Genomic DNA, 16827 nt, shown 5'->3' with positions numbered 1-16827 from the left:
GGCGCGGGACCCTCTGCGCCTCCCTTTCTTGGGAGGTTTTTCCATGACCCATCTGCCCACCAACCTGCCCGCGACGGCGGGGCTTGGTTTCAAACCAGAGCATTTTGACCAGATCCGTGCAGATCGCCGCCGTGTTGGCTTTTTTGAAGTTCATGCCGAGAATTATCTCGGCGCAGGCGGGCTGCCGCATGCGCAACTCGCCGCTTTGCGATCTGATTACGCGCTTTCGGTGCATGGGGTGGGCCTGTCGATTGGCGCAGCGCGTCCGCTTGATCGGGACCATCTCGCCCGCGTGAAAGCCCTATGTGACCGTTACGCGCCAGAAAGCTTTTCGGAGCATCTTGCGTGGTCGAGCCACGACAGCGGTTATCTGAACGATCTGCTGCCGCTGCCCTATACCGAAGAAACGCTCGCCACCGTCTGCGCTCATATTGATCAGGTTCAAGACGCCCTTGGTCGCCAGATATTGCTCGAAAACCCAGCGACTTACGTATTGTTCGCCAGCTCAACCATCCCTGAGACGGAGTTTCTGCGCTGCATTGCTGCGCGCACCGGATGCGGGCTTTTGCTGGATGTGAACAACCTCTTCGTGTCGTGCACCAATCATCGCCGCGATCCGTGGCAGATGCTGGCCGACTTCCCCCTTGATGCGGTGGGCGAAGTTCATCTTGGCGGTCATGCGGTGGAAGACCTGCCCTCTGGCCCGCTTTTGATTGATGCGCATGGCAGTGCGGTCGCTGACCCGGTTTGGGCGCTTTACGCGGAAACGATCCGCAGGGCTGGCCCGCTGCCGACGCTGGTGGAATGGGATAATGACGTGCCCGCTTGGCCCGTGCTGGCGGCAGAAGCCGAACGCGCCACGGAAATATTGCAATGCGAGGCCGCCCATGAGCCCGCATAGTCAGACCCTTGACCGGTTCGGGGTAGCTTTGGCGGGCGGCGCGGTGCCGCAAGGCGTGACGGCCGATCCGCCAGAAGAGGCGGAGCGCCGCTTCAATGTCTATCGCAACAATGTCGCGGTCAGCCTTGGTGCCGCGCTTGCGCAACGCTTTGCTGTTATCGCGCGTCTGGTGGGGGAGGCGTTCTTTGCCGCGATGGCGCACGAATTTATTGCCAAGCATCCGCCGCAAAGCCCGGTTTTGCACGAATGGGGTGAGAGCTTTCCCGCATTTTTGGAGCATTTTCCCCCGCTCGCAGCCTATCCTTATATGGGCGACGTGGCGCGGATCGAATGGGCGCGGGGGCAGGCTTTCCATGCAGCTGACGCGCTGCCAATCTCGCCCGCGCAATTGATAGGCGCTGACCCAGAACGGCTCCAACTGGCGCTGCATCCCTCAGTTCTCGTGCTGCATCTTGCAACGCCTGCTGTGTCGATCTGGCAGCGTAACCAGCCGGGTGGGGAGGGGGAACCCATTGGCCAGTCAGCGGAAATCGCGTTGATCCTGCGTGATCGCGCCTTTCAGGTGCCCGTGCGCGCCATCTCTGCGCCCGAGGCTGCCTTGATTGCCGGGCTGAAGCGAGGTGAGACCTTGGCGCAAGCTGCGGCCCAGATGGATGATTTTGACCCAACCGCGCTTTTGCTCCAATTGATGCAAGCGGGCGCTTTATGTGAAAGGGCCGAGCCATGACCTTCGTTGCACGTCTTACCCAAGGGCTCGCCCGGTCTGCCGGGAAAGTGCCGCTGGATCTTGTCGCGCTCGGGTTGCGGCTCTTTCCGGCGTTTGTGTTCCTGCAATCGGGCCGCACCAAGGTGGAGGGGGTCACCATAAAACCCTCCACCTATTTCCTGTTTGAGCATGAATATGCTCTGCCAGTGATCCCGCCCGAAATCGCGGCGGTGATGGCCACCACGGCGGAGCATTTGCTGCCAATGCTGATGATCTTGGGGCTTTTGACCCGGTTTTCGGCGCTGGGTTTGATGGGCATGACGGCGGTGATCCAGATATTTGTTTATCCGCAGGCTTGGATCACCCACGGGCTTTGGGCATCGGCGCTTTTTGCTTTGGTGGTGCTTGGCCCGGGGCGGTTTTCGCTGGACCGCTTGTTTGGGTTTGAAACTGCACCTGGGGGGCGGTGAAATGGCGCTAGCGCTTGCCACGCCCGCCGCCATGACCACTGTCGCCCCTGCGCTGCGTTGCCGGGAGCCACACCCATCGGCTAGGCTTGAACAACGCGGCACCGCGCGGCCGGAGGACAGCATGGTCGAGCACGATGATTGGGAGACGCTTTTGCGTCGCGCGAATGCAGGCGACGGCGCCGCATTGGCGCAATTCCTGCGCGCGGTCAGCCCGTCGATCCGCACTATTTTGCGCGCTCGGGGGGCGGGATTGCCCGTCGACCAGCAAGAAGATGTGCTACAAGAGGTGCTTTTGGCGATCCATCTCAAACGCCATACGTGGCAGCCAGATGCGCCTGTGCGGCCTTGGGTGCATGCGATTGCACGCTATAAGCTGATTGACGCCTGTCGTCGGCGCGGTGCGGCGATCCATGTGCCGATCGACCCATTCGCGGAAACGTTGGCAGACCCGCACCAGCGCGTGCCGCTTGCGGGGCGCGATGCAGAGCAGCTATTGGCCCAAATCGACCCGCGTTCGGCGGCGCTTGTGCGGGCGGTGGCGATTGAAGGCGAAAGCGCCGAAGCCGCCGGTGCGCCGCTTGGCCTGACCGGGGGCGCGGCGCGGGTGGCGCTGCATCGTGCGCTCAAGCGCCTGCGCCAGATCGTGAAAGGATGATGCGATGACCACGCCTGATCAGACCGATGCCTTTATCGCGCAACTGGCGGCGCAGCCGACCCCCGCACCCTTGCGCCCGGCGCGTGCTGTTGGCTTGACCCTTGCGGGGCTGCTGGCGGGTCTTTGCGTGCTTTACGCGATCCTGGGGCTCCGGGCCGATCTTGTCTTTGCGCTCGTGCATCCCTTGATCGCGGCCAAAACGCTCTTGCCGCTCATACTTGGTGTGTTGGCGCTTGGGGCGGTTTTTGCGAGCACGCGCCCTGCGCAGCGCGTTACGCTGTGGCCGCTTGCATTGCCGCTGGTGGTCGCGCTGGGTCTGTTTGTGGCCCGCGTGCTTGTTACGCCCGCCGATCAATGGAAGACGGAATTTCTAGGCCAGACCGTGGGGGCTTGCCTGCTCTCGATCTCGCTTCTCTCGCTCTTGCCGCTTGGGCTTGGGCTTTTCGCGCTGCGCCGCGGGGCGGCAACCAAGCCAACCCTGACCGGCGCATTGGCGGGATTGGCTGTGGGGGCCTTTGCCGTCGTGGGTTATTCGCTGCACTGCATCGAAGATTCCCCAATGTTCTACGTGCCGTGGTACGGGGCGGGCATCGCGCTTAGCACGGTTCTTGGGGCCGCGGCAGGGCGCAAGCTATTGCGTTGGTGATGCTGTGGCCTCGATCTGGTCTAACGCTTTGGACATACCTCCGTCCAAGATCGTTTGAAACGCGGCCGGTGCCACATAGCCTGGGCTGATATAGGGGTTTGACAGCGCCAAAACGAAGAAAGTGATCAACCCAGTGTAGGCGGCAAAAGCGCTGATCAGCAGCAAGTTGAGCCGGTTTGGCGGAAAATGGAAATAGGTGGTGGCCATCATCACAAGCCCAACCACCGCCGCAATAAAAAACATGGAATCCAGCTTTTCGCGCACGGCGGCCTCGCGTTGTTGGCGCAGTGTCGAGATTTCGCGCACATGCGACAGCAAAATCGGCTTCAGAGAGCGTTGCACCTCGGTCTTAGGATCAAGCGCGAGCACCGCTTCGTAACTGCGCTCCCAATCGTGCCACGCTTCAAGCGACAAGGTTTTATCTTGTGCGAGTGTGGCCCATTCTTCGGAGACAACGCGGTGCGCATATTGTGCCAGCCGTTGCCGCAAAGCTTGTGTCGCCTCCGCATCGTAGCGGCGCAGATCATAATATACATCCGAGACCATCGCCGCCTCGCGCTCGGTCGCTGCATAGGTCTTTTGGATGTTGTTGAGTTCGGTGGCAAAAACGATGGCGAGCATCATCCCGTGCAAGGCCGCAATCCGGAACGTGACGGAATTGGCAAGGTCCCGGTGATCGAGATCGAGATTGCGCCCCAAAAGGAACCGCGTCACGCCATAACAGGCCAGCGCCAAAATCACGGTTGCAAGAACAAATACGGGGCCTGCCATCAGGCCAAACCCCGCCAAGAAGAAATCAAACCCCAAACCCGTCACTCCTTACACGCGCCAAAATTTGCGCTGCGGCCCGCGCAACCCGGGCCCGATTGCAGCGCCACAGGACGCATGCGGAGAAATCATCTGTTAGAAAGGGCCGGTCTGACAAGCGTGCCTTTTGGGGAGGCAGAGACTTTCCCGAATGGCTGGTCGTTACGCATGGCGCACAAGGGATGCCTCGGATCACTAGCGCCGTAGCTGCACGGCGAACAGGCTGGCAAATATCAGGCATGCGCCGGTCATTTGCTGGGCGCTCAGGCTTTCTCCCAAAGCAATCATTGCGAAGGCTACGGAGAATAGGGGAACGAGGTTCGAGAACATGCCAGCCCCCTCCGGCCCCGCGCGCCTTGCGCCGAAATGCCAGCAAGAATAGGCAAGAGCAGAGGCGATCGCCCCCAAGTAAAACAGGTGCAGAAGTGTCGTGCCATCCAGCGTTTGAACACTGGGCTGTTCGGCGAAAAGAACGACGACGGGCAGTTCTATCGCCAAGGCCACAAGGATCTGCGCCATCAAAATGCTGATCGGTGCCGCACGAATTTCGAATTTCAGGCAAACGACGTTATACGCTGCCCAGCACAAAGTCGCCGCAATCATCGCGCTTAGGTGCCATGGATCGGCCCGCATCCCTCCTGCCAGCCCGCTCAAATCCCCCCCGCTTAACACCAATGCCACGCCTGCAAGGGATGCGAGGGCAGCCAACACCACAGAGGGCGCAGGCAATCGTCTGTAGATGAGAGCAAGGATCATCAAAATCAAAACGGGCGACGTCGCGTAGCCAATGGCCGTGACCGAGGCAGGAACCGTTTGTAGGGATACCATCACCAGAGTGTTCGAGCCGATGATGCCCAAAAGCGCCATCAAAAGAAGTGGGCCTGCCGCTTGGCGCAAGGTGCGCCAATCCCGTACCATCGGCCCGAGGGCCACGGGCAGAAGGCAAACCGCTGCGATTAGCCAACGCAAGAAGTTCAGCCATAACGGGCTGATATCCGTCACGGCTTGTTTGGCGACGACGAAATTGCCCCCCCAAATCGCGGCGGCGGACGCCAAGGCCAATGCGGCGCCGATCCGACCGGGGGCCAGCTTTATGCGCAGTCTGGTTTCGGGCTGGCCAAAAACGGTTTCGACGTCGAGCAGGCTCATACGCCTTGGTCCCTGTCGCAGCAGGCCGGGATTTCCCTTAGCGACCAAATGGCCGCCAGAATTGCATGAAACTCGACGGAAATAAAAACACTCATCCGCGCCTCTCAAATCGTACACTCGGTTAGGCTACGTCGAGAGGCGGATCACGGTCATACCGCAAATGGGGGAAAGTGGTCTTGAGAGGCGCGGTGCCAGCCGTTGCGCCAATCGCTCTCACACTCAAGCGCGAGTGAGGTCGTTAAGAACCTCCAGCGCGTCTTGCCAATGCCGGAATAGGATCAGTTGCCCCGCATCGGGATAAACGCGGAAGTCGATCTGGGGATGGTTTCGGAGCATTTGTTCGATGGCTGCAGGAGGCACTTGGGGATCTTGCAAGCCGTTGAAAAAGATGACGGGGATCCGCGCAGTCACCGGAGCGATGAGCGCGCTCCAATCTCTCAACATCCCGCCGATCATCGACCTGACATAGGAGTCATGCGCTGAAATCCCTTCAGATAGGCCGACTTCGGAGCCAATGAGCAATGCCTCAAGAACGTCGGGGTCGCTATAGGTTTCCTTGTCGGCCTCAGAGCCGCTGTAAATGGCGTTGAGAAACCCTATTTTTCCGATCCGCCGGGTCAAAGCAAAACCTGTTTTCACCATGAAAGACAGAAGATGCGGCGTGTATTTGGCCCCACCGACGATGAACCGATGCCATTTGCCCATACCGTCGTAGGTCGTGTGGTCCAGATCGGGCAACATGCCCCCGCCACACAAAATGCCCGAGATCAATTCGGGGTTTTCATGGGCAAACCGGAACGCAAAATACGCCCCCCCCGCAACGCCGACATAGGGGCAGCGCGTGACGTTTTCGGCCAATAACACGCGCCGCGCGTCACTGAGGAGCACCGCATCGTAGTCCGATTTGCGCGGCGCCGGGGTCGTGTGCCCATAACCTGGATAGATCGGGACGATGATCCGCAGCCCACGGCGGCGCGCAAATGCCTCTGCGGATGCGGGCCAGCGCGGCATCGCGAGCGCCATATGGGAATAGAGGATCGGTCGCCCCATTGGGTCGCCCAGTACAAAATAGTCTATGCGCCTCCCCTCAGGGGTGGTCAGGGTCTTGGAGGCGAACGAGGTCAGCTTTTTGACGCTGCGTCCCTTGCTTTCGGTCGCTGCATCCGGCGGGGAGACCTGCGAGATTTCCACAACCGACAGGGCCAGCCGTACAAGCTCCACCTGCGACCGGGTCTCCGTCTTGGACATGATCGTTTTTATTTGCGAACGGATCGTATCAAGCGAGCGCCCACGCTTTGTTGCGATCTCTGTCAGAGACCCGCAATCGACCAAGGCGTGCAAGACCTCTGCTTCGGCCTGCGTCAACGCAAAGGCATCGCGCAACACGGCTTGGCCTTGAGCGGGAAATTTGAGGTCGTTTGCGGCCACAACAACAATCGGGGATTGGTCTGCCATAAGAAAACGTTGCAACCGCAGGATCAGAAACCGACCGTCTTCCCCCGTGCGCACGCGCATGATTGCCGCGGTGTGATCTTGTTCTGCCGCTAGTCCGGCAACGGCATTGCGGATCGAGGCGATTTCGGTGCCGAGTATAGGAAGGTCCGTCAATATGCCGCCGTCGACCGCACCCAATTGCACGCGTGCGACGGTATTCACCGCGCGTATCCGCATGCGCCCATCAATCGCAAAGGCGGGGACGCGCCCGAAGGGACGCAGGATTCTCGTGATTTCTTCTTCAATATTTTCCGGCATCACCCGATCAAGCACCTCGCCTGCGCGGCGAAAATGCTCGGCGATTTCGGGGTCGTTTAGTAAAGTCGTGTTGAAAGCATCCGCGCGTTTGCGCATTGGGCCAACGGCATCTTCCCAGACGTCGATGAGGGTCTCATAGTGCAAGGGATCAAGCGCCACATCATACAGTCGACCAAGCGCAGCATGCCATGTGTCATCAGGAAGGGAGCGAGCGATTTGCGGGATAGACCCATCGCGCGCGGCTTCCGACTCAACGGGCCGATTTTCTTTTTGATCGAAATGCATGGGGTATTGTGCCAGTGGCACTCTACCCTGCAAAGGCAGGAATACCTTACTTGCAGATGCGCATTTTAGGGCATGAGGAAGTCGTTAAAACATGAGGCATATTAACGCAAGGGCCGGAAAATATGCGCCGCGCGGCTTGGAAAGCTTATCTGGGAGGCGGCCCCTTTTGAAGGTCTCCGCCGATTGCGCCAGCCCCGTCAGTGCCCGTTGTCATTTGGCGTGATGGTGTCGTAAGGATGCTCAAACACTGCAGGACTGACAATGCGAACCCATTTTGCTGCCCTTCTCGTCCTCTTGATCGCGACCGGATGCACAGCCGGTTCTGGCGCCGTTGTCAAAGGTGCCGGACCAAATGATCTTCTGAAGCTGCGCGAAGGGCCGGGCCTTGAGCATGAAATCATCATCGGCTTGCCCGACGGGACGCCTCTCACCCGTCAGAACTGCGTCACAACTGATGGCAAAGTCTGGTGCCGGGTGTTCCTGACAGATAAACCGAGCGTCTCGGGATATGTCTCGGCGGACTATCTGGCGCATCGCTGAACCCGGTCGCCCCGTGGTGCGACGCCGGTCGCTGCGTCGCCCATTGGCGGCGTGGCCGTGGCCTCTGTGCGGCATCGCGAAAATCTGGCACGGGCCACGGTGACGGGGCTGAAAATGCCTGCGAAGGCTGGTGATCTGGACTGACCCGCGCCCGAGGTGTTCGGTCATGCCAAGAAAAACCGTCAGGAAAGACTGGATTTCATGCGCCGAATGTTTAGCTTTGGCGCATGACAGAACGAGCCGCCCCCCCGCCGCCTCCTTGGCTTTCGATTGAAGGCGTCAGCCGCCGTTTCGATGGTGTTGCCGCGCTGAAGGATATTTCTTTCGCGCTCGGGGCCGGAGAAATTCTGTGCCTTCTGGGCGCATCGGGCTGCGGAAAGTCTACCTTGTTGCGCCTGATCGCGGGCGTGGAACGGCCAGAGACAGGCGCAATCACCTTGGCAGGGCAGGTTCTTTCTGGGCCCGGAGCGTTCGTGGAGCCCGAAGCGCGCGGCATCGGCTTCATGTTTCAAGATTACGCGCTGTTTCCGCATCTGAATGTGGCGGATAACGTGGCCTTCGGGTTGAAAGGCCGCCCGCGCGCCGAAGTGCAGGCGCGGGTGAACGAGGTGCTTACTGTCGCGGGTGTGGCGCATTTGGCGGATCGCTTTCCGCATATGCTGTCGGGGGGCGAAAGCCAGCGCGTGGCCTTGGCACGCGCGCTCGCCCCGCGCCCGCGGCTTTTGCTGATGGATGAGCCGTTTTCCAACCTCGACCAAGGCTTGCGCGAAACGGTCCGGGCCGAGACGTTGGCGCTCTTGCGGCAGATGCAGGTGGGGGCGATCATCGTCACCCATGACCCGAGCGAGGCCCTCGCCGTGGCAGATCGGCTGGCGGTGATGCATGCGGGGCAGATCGAAGCGCTGGACGGGCCGCGCCAGCTTTATCATGTTCCCCCAACACTTTATGTGGCGCAGTTCCTTGGCGCGGGCAATGTGGTGCCGGGCGTGGCGGAAAGGGGACAGATTGCAACGCCCTTGGGGGTGTTTCCGGCGCCCGACCTCGCGCAGGGGCAACTCGCACTTGCCTTCTTTCGCCCGCAAGCCCTGACGCTGTGCGACCTTGCCGAGGGGGCGGCGGCGCGCGTGCTGCGGCATGATTTTCTGGGGGCGCAGGAACGGGTCTTTCTGACGCTGGAAGAGGGGGGCGCGCCGCTACAGCTAGATCTGCCCGCGACCGCGCAGTTTCGCCTGCACGAGCGGGTGGGCTTGCGGCTCGATCCGGCGGCGGTCCGCGTCTTCGCGGCAGAGGGATAAAAATACGAGTATTAAAGTCAGAAATAATTCTTGATTGAATTAGTTGGTCATGGCATCGAGGGGGAGCCCGTTCCCGGGCGACACGACCTTTCCAGCCTTGGAGGCCTTGCCATGACCCTTTCCTCGCGTGCCACATTGCTGGCGACTGTGCTGTGCCTGCCCGCAGCCCTGAGCGCTGCAGAACTCAATCTCTACACCTCGCGCGAGCCAAAATTGGTTGAACCACTGCTGGAGGCCTTCACCGCCGAGACCGGAATTGCGGTGAACACAGTGTTTTTGAAGGATGGTCTGGCAGAACGGGTGGCGGCCGAGGGCGGCTCTTCCCCGGCGGATGTTCTGATGGCGGTCGATGTCGGCAATATGGCAGATTTCGTTGAAAAAGGGCTGACGCAGGCCATTACGTCAGAAGCCGTTCTCGCCGCCGTGCCCTCGACCCTGCGCGATCCGCAAAACCAATGGGTGGCGCTGTCGATGCGCGCCCGTGTGGTTTATGCGGCCAAAGAGTTGGACCTTGACGCAATCACCTATGAGGATCTGGCCGATCCGAAATGGGCGGGCAAAATTTGCATTCGCTCGGGCCAGCACCCTTATAACACCGGGCTCTTTGCCGCCTATCTGGCCCATCATGGTGCCGAGGCCACCGAAGCTTGGCTGAGCGGGATCAAGGCGAACCTTGCGCGCACGCCGGGGGGCGGTGACCGCGATGGCGCAAAGGATATTCTGGGCGGCATTTGCGATATTGCGGTGGCCAATTCCTATTATGTCGGGCTGATGCGTACGAATGAAAAGGACCCCGAGCAAAAAGCTTGGGGTGCGGCGATCAAGGTCTTGCTGCCCACTTTCGAAAACGGCGGCACGCATGTGAACATCTCGGGCGCGGCGCTTGCCAAACACGCGCCGAACAAAGCCGAGGCGGTGAAGCTGCTGGAATTCCTCACCTCCGACGCGGCGCAAAAAATCTATGCCGAGGCGAATTTCGAATACCCCGTGAATGCGGGGGCGGCAGTGTCGCCGGTGGTGGCGTCCTTTGGCCCGCTTGCGATTGATCCGTTGCCGTTGACCGAAGTTGTGGCCAACCGCAAGGCGGCCAGTGCCCTTGTGGAACGGGTCGGCTTCGACAACTGAGGTCGTTCAGATCATGGCCGCGACCGATCTGATGCAAAGCCTGCTCCCGCGCAGAAAATCCCGCCCATCACTGGGGGGCGGGCGCCATTGGGTCTGGGGCAGCGGGTTCGTCGCGGCTTTGGTTCTGGCCCCTGTTCTCGCGCTGATCTGGCAAGCGCTTCAGGGTTCTGACGGGCTTTGGGCGCATCTTTGGGCCTATGTGCTGCGGCCCGCGCTGGGGCAGACCACGGTCTTATTGCTCGGTGTCGGGCTGATTGTGATCGTGCTGGGCACCGCATTGGCATGGCTGGTTGCGGCGCATGACTTTCCGGGCCGCAAGGTGCTGGATTGGGCGCTTTTGCTGCCGCTTGCCGTGCCCAGTTACATCATCGCTTTTGTCTATCTCGAACTGCTGCATCCGCTTGGCCCGGTGCAAGAGCTGCTGCGCGCGATTCTTGGTTATGATAACCCGCGCGATTTTCGCCTACCCGATATCCGCTCCATGCCCGGGGCCATCTTGCTGCTGGGGTTGGTGCTTTATCCTTACGTCTATCTGCCGGTGCGGGCGATGTTTGCGATGCAAGCGGCGGGGCTTCTGGAGGCGGGGCGGATGCTGGGCTGCACGCGCACGCACCTGTTTGCGCGCCTTGCCTTGCCGCTGGCGCGCCCTGCCATCGCGGTGGGCGCCAGCCTTGCGCTGATGGAAGCGCTCAATGACATAGGGGCCTCTGAATTTCTGGGCGTGCGCACGCTCACCGTCTCGATCTACACCACATGGGTGACGCGGTCAGACCTGCCGGGGGCGGCACAGATCGCGCTGGTGATGCTGGTCGTGGTAGCCGCTTTGGTGGCGCTCGAACGCTTCGCGCGGCGCAAACAGCGCTTTGCGGGGGGCGCGCAGCGGATACGCCCGCTGGTGCCGGAACGGCTGACGGGTCTGCGCGGTTGGGCGGCACTGTTGCTTGGCGCGCTGCCGGTGGTTCTAGGCTTTGGCGCCCCGCTTTTTTGGCTGTTGTCAGAAGCGGTTGGGCGCATCGGGGAGGCGGGCATTTCCCCACAGCTTTGGGCCGAGATGCGCGCGACGCTTGGCTTGGCTGCGGCGGCGACGGCGGCGGTTCTGGCGGGCGGCATGGTTGTGGCCTTTGCCGCGCGGCTATGGCCGGGGGGCACCACCGCGACATTGGGCCGGTTGGCGAGCCTTGGCTATGCGATGCCGGGGACCGTGGTGGCCTTGGGCGTCTTGGTGCCCGTTGCGGGGCTGGATCGGATGATTGATCAGGGCGCGCAAATGCTTTTGGGCTTTGGCACCGGGCTTGTGCTGATCGGCTCCGGCGCGGCCTTGGTCTATGCGTATGTCGTGCGGTTTTTGGCGATGTCTGTGGGTGGGATCGACAGTGGCTTTGCGCAAATCCCCCGCGCGCTGGACCATGCCGCGCGCAGCCTTGGCGATGGGCCCGGGGCCAGCCTGCGGCATGTGCATTTGCCGCTTTTGCGGCCCGCGCTCGTGGCTGCCGCCCTTTTGGTCTTTGTCGATACGATGAAGGAGCTTCCCGCGACGCTGCTGTTGCGCCCGCTGGGGGTCGAGACGCTGGCCACCCATCTTTACAGCGAGGCCGCGCGCGGCACCTATGAAGATGGCGCGATCGCCGCGCTTGCCATTGTCGCTGCCGGGATTTTGCCGGTCATTGCACTGGCGCGCATCGGCCGCCGCAATGGTGCGGGGCGCAGGCCGTAGGCGTGCGGCCTCGGGCCCTCTACCAGTGCTGCCGGCGGGAAGTTCGATCCACAGCATCCATGCCTTTTGAGCCGTGCTGAGACGACATCCCTGTCCCTGATTGCCGCAAGACACCGCGCGAAAGCTCTTTCCAAAGTGTCTTGACATAAAGAGACGCATACTTATTGTTATTAACTGTAACAGTTTTGGTGGTGACGATGTTTGCAGGTTTCGAAACAGCACTGGTCACGGGCGGAGGCAGCGGCCTTGGGCGTGCGACGGCGCAACGGCTTGCCGCCTCAGGGTGCCGGGTCGCGGTTTTGGACCGATCCGAAGAACAAGCCGCTGCCGTGGCCGCCGAGATTGGCGGCGTGGGGCTGACGGCAGATGTGTCATCCTCGTCGAGTGTTGCGGACGCCTTCGCCGAAGTGACAAAGGCGTTTGGTGCTGCTCCTAGGATCGTTGTGAATTGCGCAGGGATCGGCACCGCTGCGCGGATTTTGCCGCGAGACGGAGCTCTGCCGATCGCGCTTTTTGAGCGCACGCTGAAGGTCAATTTGCTTGGCACCTATATCGTCATGAGCCATGCGGCGCAGGCGATGGCCCAGCTTGATCCCGTTGGGAGCGATGGCGCGCGCGGGGTGATCATCACAACCGCCTCGGTTGCTTGGCAAGATGGCCAGATCGGTCAAGCGGCCTATGCCGCGTCCAAAGGGGGGGTGGCGTCGCTGACCTTGCCCGCCGCACGAGAATTGGCCCGGCTTGGCATTCGCGTCATGTCCATCGCGCCGGGGCTTTTCGAAACCGCGATGACTGCAGGCCTGCCAGATGAGGCGCGCGCGGCGATCTCTGAATCCATCCCGTTTCCGCAACGCCTTGGCGCGCCAGAGGAATTTTCGCGCCTGGTCACGCAGATCGTTGAAAATCCATTTCTCAATGGCGAGGTGATCCGGCTTGATGGCGCAGTGCGCCTTGCCGCGCGCTGAATGCCGTTTGCGACCGTTTTCCGGCCGCAGCCTCAACACCCATAAGAAGGACAGACCATGAACCGCCCCATGACCCGCCCACTTCTGGACATCGCCCTTGAGGGGCCAATCGCCACGTTGACGATGAACCGCCCGGGCAAACGCAACGCGATGTGCGACGGGCTTTTGGCCGAGATTGAGGCGTTTTTTGCGACCCCGCCGAAGGGCTTGCGCGCGATCATCTTGACCGGAACCGAGGGCCATTTTTGTTCCGGGCTGGACCTTTCAGAGCATGTTCAGCGCGACGCCGAGGGAACGATGCGCCATTCGCGCAACTGGCATCGCGTCATGGATATGGTGCAATTCTCGGGTGTGCCGGTGGTTTCTGCACTGTTTGGCGCGGTGATCGGCGGCGGGCTTGAACTGGCGACCGCGACCCATGTGCGGGTGGCGGAACCCTCGACCCGGTTTCAGCTGCCCGAGGGGCGGCGGGGCATCTTTGTGGGCGGTGGTGCCACGGTCCGGGTGGGCCGGATCTTGGGGGCCGATCGGATGTGCGAAATGATGCTGACGGGGCGCAGCTATAGCGCCGAAGAGGGGCTGCGGCTTGGTCTTGCGCATTATCTGGTTGGTGAGGGAGAGGCTTTGGCCGAAGCGCGCCGCTTGGCCGAACGCATTGCCGAAAACGCCCAGCTTTCGAATTTCATGATGATCCAAGCGCTCTCGCGGATTGACGATATGCCGCGCCAAGACGGGCTTTTTGCCGAAAGTCTTTGCGCTGCGGTCTCGCAGACAAGCCTTGATGCCGAAGAGGGGCTGCGCGCCTTTCTCGAAAAACGGTCGCCGAAGTTTAGGTAGGTCCGGCCTCGGGGAGGGGCACGGCTACCGACCGCTCGGCTTGGGAGGGCCGGGCGTCATTGAAGGGAGGACAACATGACCACGGGAATGACCCGTCGCGGGATGCTCGCGACGTTTGGCGCGGCATTGGCCACGCCCGCCTTTCTCCGCCGCGCGGCCGCCGCGGAGGTGACGCTGCGGCTCCACCATTTCATGCCCGCGATGACCTCGACCCAGACCCAAGTGTTTGAACCTTGGGCAAAAGAGCTGGCCGAGGCCTCGGACGGGCGGATCGAGGTGCAGATTTTTCCCTCGATGCAGCTTGGCGGCAAGCCGCCGCAATTGGTCGATCAGGTCCGGGGGGGCACCTGCGACATGGCTTGGACGCTGACCGTCTATACGCCCGATCGCTATCTGGTGGCCGAGACCCTGTCTTTGCCCTTCATGGCCACGAGCGCCAAGCAAACCTCTGCGGCGATGCAGAGTTTGATGAGCGAATTTGGTCAAAACGAATATCGGGGCGTGAAGCCGCTGGCGTTCCATACCCATGCTGCGGGCAAGTTTCACATGTCGAAAGCGGCAGTTATGGGGGCGTCGGATATGAAGGGCTTGCGGGTGCGCAGCCCCAATAAGACGACGGGCGATCTCTTGGCGCGCCTTGGGGCGGAGCCCGTGTTCTTTCCGGTGACCGAAATGGTCGTGGGGCTTTCAAACGGGGTCATTGATGGCTGCTGTCTCCCCTATGAGGCTGTTCCCGCGCTCAAACTGCATGAGCTGACGCATGAACATTCGGCCGCCGCTTCCGGGGCGCGGGGGCTTTATACCAACACCTTTGCGCTGGTGATGAATGAGCGGGTCTATGAACGCCTGCCCGATGATCTGCGCGGCGTGATTGATGCCGCCTCGGGGCCGGTGTTGTCGGACCGGATGGGCAGCAATTTCGACACCTCCGAAGAGGTTGGGCGGCAAGCGGTGCTCACGGCGGGCAATGCTATCCACGAGATCCCCGCAGAAGAGATTGCTCGCTGGCGCGAGGCTGCCGCGCCGATCCATGAAGACTGGACCCGCAAGCTGGAACAAGCCGGGCTGGATGGCCCCGCCATCATGGCGCGTGCCAATGCGCTTTTGGACGGGTCCACGTTATGACGCAGGCAGACACAATCTATGACGTGCAGGCGCCGCCCTTGCGGCGCTCTCTTTGGCAGCTTTGCACCCTATCGGCGGGACTGGGTGGGGCGGCAATTTTTGCCGTTTCGCTCGGCGTCACGACTTCGGTCGTGATGCGCAATCTGGGGCTTGGCGGTTTGCGCGGTGATTTCGAGATGACAGAGATCGCCAGCGCGGCCTGCGCCAGCCTGTTTTTGCCTTTGTGCCAGTTGCGGCGCGGGCATGTGATGGTTGATCTGTTCACAGGCTGGTTGCCCCGCCGCGCGCGTTTGCCGCTGGATGGCGTTTGGACGCTGCTCTTTGCGCTGTTTTGGGCGGTTGTGGCCTGGCGGCTCTGCCTCGGGCTTGAAGATATGCGCGCCTATGGCGATCGCACCATGCTTTTGGGCGTGCCGGTCTGGTGGGTTTATTGTCCCGCCATCTTTGGCACCGGGCTTTCCGCGCTTGTGGCTTTTGATAGCGCGCTTTGCCTGCTGCGCGGGCGCGAGCCGCAAACGGAGTGCGCGTGATGGATCAGACCCTGATCGCGCTGGTGATGATTGCCGCGATGCTGACAGCCGTCTTTTTGCGTGCGCCGGTGGCGCTTGCGATGGGTGGAATTGGCGCGGCTGGCTATATGGCGCTCTCTAGCTCGCCCGCGCTTTTGAGTTATCTTTCATCGGCTTGGCCGGACAAGTTCATGTCCTATGAGCTCGCCATCGTGCCGCTTTTCATCCTGATGGGGAATATCGCCACGCGCACGGGCATTTCGGCACGTATCTTTGCCGCCTCAAACGCTTGGATTGGGCATTATCGCGGCGGGCTGGCCATGGCTTCGGTCGCGGGCTGTGCGATGTTCGGTTCGATCTCGGGTTCCTCGCTGGCGACGGCTTCAACCATGGCGCGGGTGGCTTTGCCCGAAATGAGCCGCAGCGGCTATTCGGGGGCGCTGGCGGCCGGTTCGCTCGCCGCAGGGGGAACGCTTGGCATCCTGATCCCGCCTTCGGTGGTGTTGATCATCTATGCGATGCTGACCCAGCAAAACATCGTCAAACTGTTTTTGGCCGCGACGATCCCGGGCACATTGGCGGTGATCGGCTTCACGCTGGCGATCATGGTCTGGGTGCGGCTTTTCCCCGAAGAAGGCCCGCGCCACGCGCGTGCCTCGTTCAAGACCCGGCTGCGGGCCTTGGCGGGCGTGTGGTATGTGGTGGCAATTTTCGGCGGTGTGCTGGGTGGTATCTATGGCGGGCTTTTTACCCCCGCCGAGGGCGCCTCGGTCGGGGTGGTGGTGATCGCTTTGGCCGGCGTTCTGACGCGCTCGCTTGGCCCCAAGGTGCTGCTCGACTGCCTGATCGACACAGCTGTTTCTTCCGCGATGATCTTCGCCATCGTCTTTGGCGCCGATCTGTTCAACGTCGCACTGACCTTGTCGCGCATGCCGGTCGCGCTCGCGGATTGGGTGGGGGCGATGGGGCTCGGTGCGATGACCGTGCTTATGCTGATGATCGTCTTTTATCTTGTGATGGGCTGCGTGATGGACAGTCTGTCGATGATTTTGCTCACGGTGCCGGTCTTCTTTCCGACCGTGATGTCGCTCGATTTTGGGCTGACGCCCGAGGCGCAGGCGATCTGGTTCGGCATTCTAACGCTCGTGGTGGTGGAACTGGGCATGATCACGCCCCCTGTTGGCATGAACCTTTTCGTCATTCGCGCCATGTCGCGCGAGATTTCTTTGGGCCAGATCTTCCGCGGCACGACCCCCTTCATCGTGTCAGAGTTCAGCCGGATTGCGCTTTTGGTGGCTTTCCCGGGGCTGAGCTACTGGCTCGTGCAAATTATGAATTGAAAGGAC

17 protein-coding genes are annotated in these 16827 nt (G+C 61.4%); 14 read left to right on the top strand and 3 right to left on the bottom strand.

What is annotated here, in order from left to right; all coding sequences use genetic code 11:
* Window positions 1-43 precede the first annotated feature (43 nt).
* The 5 genes from CRO18_RS06440 (at window position 44) to CRO18_RS06420 (ending at window position 3378) form a co-directional block, all read left to right on the top strand.
* Window positions 44-901: a DUF692 domain-containing protein gene (locus CRO18_RS06440; protein ID WP_097081477.1), complete on the top strand. Its 858-nt coding sequence runs from the start codon at window positions 44-46 to the stop codon at window positions 899-901.
* Complete coding sequence (locus tag CRO18_RS06435; RefSeq protein ID WP_170952573.1) at window positions 888-1628, top strand: DUF2063 domain-containing protein; 741 nt, start codon at window positions 888-890, stop codon at window positions 1626-1628. The genes CRO18_RS06440 and CRO18_RS06435 overlap by 14 nt, the downstream gene beginning before the upstream one ends.
* Window positions 1625-2077 carry a DoxX family protein gene (locus CRO18_RS06430; protein WP_097081475.1) on the top strand — a complete coding sequence of 151 codons (453 nt, stop codon included), beginning with the start codon at window positions 1625-1627 and terminating at the stop codon, window positions 2075-2077. Before CRO18_RS06435 ends, CRO18_RS06430 begins: the two co-directional genes overlap by 4 nt.
* Before the next feature lie 121 nt (window positions 2078-2198).
* Window positions 2199-2732: a sigma-70 family RNA polymerase sigma factor gene (locus CRO18_RS06425; protein ID WP_097081474.1), complete on the top strand. Its 534-nt coding sequence runs from the start codon at window positions 2199-2201 to the stop codon at window positions 2730-2732.
* 4 nt (window positions 2733-2736) lie between these two features.
* On the top strand, window positions 2737-3378 hold the full coding sequence (locus CRO18_RS06420) for an NrsF family protein (RefSeq protein WP_097081473.1): 642 nt from the start codon (window positions 2737-2739) through the stop codon (window positions 3376-3378).
* Here the strand turns inward: CRO18_RS06420 and CRO18_RS06415 are convergent.
* From CRO18_RS06415 to CRO18_RS06405, 3 genes are all read right to left on the bottom strand, one after another.
* On the bottom strand, window positions 3364-4185 hold the full coding sequence (locus CRO18_RS06415; protein WP_097081472.1) for a DUF4239 domain-containing protein: 822 nt from the start codon (window positions 4183-4185) through the stop codon (window positions 3364-3366). The two genes, CRO18_RS06420 and CRO18_RS06415, sit on opposite strands and share 15 nt — an antisense overlap.
* Before the next feature lie 195 nt (window positions 4186-4380).
* The gene (locus CRO18_RS06410; protein WP_097081471.1) at window positions 4381-5334 is read right to left on the bottom strand and encodes a DMT family transporter; all 954 of its coding nucleotides are present in this window, start codon (window positions 5332-5334) and stop codon (window positions 4381-4383) included.
* Window positions 5335-5553: 219 nt separating this feature from the next.
* Window positions 5554-7371: an alpha/beta fold hydrolase gene (locus CRO18_RS06405; RefSeq protein WP_097081470.1), complete on the bottom strand. Its 1818-nt coding sequence runs from the start codon at window positions 7369-7371 to the stop codon at window positions 5554-5556.
* Window positions 7372-7632: 261 nt separating this feature from the next.
* Here CRO18_RS06405 and CRO18_RS06400 point away from each other — a divergent pair, with 261 nt between their 5' ends.
* The 9 genes from CRO18_RS06400 to CRO18_RS06360 all read left to right on the top strand — a co-directional run bounded on the left by CRO18_RS06400 (window position 7633) and on the right by CRO18_RS06360 (window position 16821).
* A complete protein-coding gene (locus tag CRO18_RS06400) occupies window positions 7633-7911 on the top strand; it encodes an SH3 domain-containing protein (protein WP_097081469.1) in 279 nt (92 codons plus the stop codon).
* Between the two features lie 227 nt (window positions 7912-8138).
* Window positions 8139-9206 carry an ABC transporter ATP-binding protein gene (locus CRO18_RS06395; RefSeq protein ID WP_097081468.1) on the top strand — a complete coding sequence of 356 codons (1068 nt, stop codon included), beginning with the start codon at window positions 8139-8141 and terminating at the stop codon, window positions 9204-9206.
* Between the two features lie 111 nt (window positions 9207-9317).
* Window positions 9318-10331 (top strand): Fe(3+) ABC transporter substrate-binding protein, encoded by a 1014-nt coding sequence (locus CRO18_RS06390; RefSeq protein WP_097081467.1) that lies wholly within the window; start codon window positions 9318-9320, stop codon window positions 10329-10331.
* Between the two features lie 13 nt (window positions 10332-10344).
* Complete coding sequence (locus CRO18_RS06385) at window positions 10345-12045, top strand: iron ABC transporter permease (protein ID WP_097081466.1); 1701 nt, start codon at window positions 10345-10347, stop codon at window positions 12043-12045.
* A gap of 197 nt (window positions 12046-12242) precedes the next feature.
* Window positions 12243-13010, top strand: coding sequence for an SDR family NAD(P)-dependent oxidoreductase (locus CRO18_RS06380; protein ID WP_097081582.1), 768 nt, complete (start codon window positions 12243-12245; stop codon window positions 13008-13010).
* A 57-nt stretch (window positions 13011-13067) separates the two neighbouring features.
* Entirely contained in the window at window positions 13068-13847 is a 780-nt protein-coding gene (locus CRO18_RS06375) for a crotonase/enoyl-CoA hydratase family protein (RefSeq protein ID WP_245826402.1), read from the top strand.
* A 75-nt stretch (window positions 13848-13922) separates the two neighbouring features.
* Window positions 13923-14972, top strand: a complete 1050-nt coding sequence (locus CRO18_RS06370; protein WP_249275998.1) for a TRAP transporter substrate-binding protein — start codon at window positions 13923-13925, stop codon at window positions 14970-14972.
* Entirely contained in the window at window positions 14969-15502 is a 534-nt protein-coding gene (locus tag CRO18_RS06365) for a TRAP transporter small permease (protein WP_097081465.1), read from the top strand. Before CRO18_RS06370 ends, CRO18_RS06365 begins: the two co-directional genes overlap by 4 nt.
* Window positions 15502-16821: a TRAP transporter large permease gene (locus CRO18_RS06360; RefSeq protein ID WP_097081464.1), complete on the top strand. Its 1320-nt coding sequence runs from the start codon at window positions 15502-15504 to the stop codon at window positions 16819-16821. Before CRO18_RS06365 ends, CRO18_RS06360 begins: the two co-directional genes overlap by 1 nt.
* The last annotated feature ends 6 nt before the right edge of the window (window positions 16822-16827 follow it).

It is taken from the genome of Rhodobacter sp. JA431 (assembly GCF_900217725.1).
Classification (GTDB): Bacteria; Pseudomonadota; Alphaproteobacteria; order Rhodobacterales; family Rhodobacteraceae; genus Rhodobacter; species Rhodobacter aestuarii.
The sequence above is the reverse complement of the archived record's forward strand: the minus strand, read 5'-3'. Positions and strand labels throughout refer to the sequence as shown.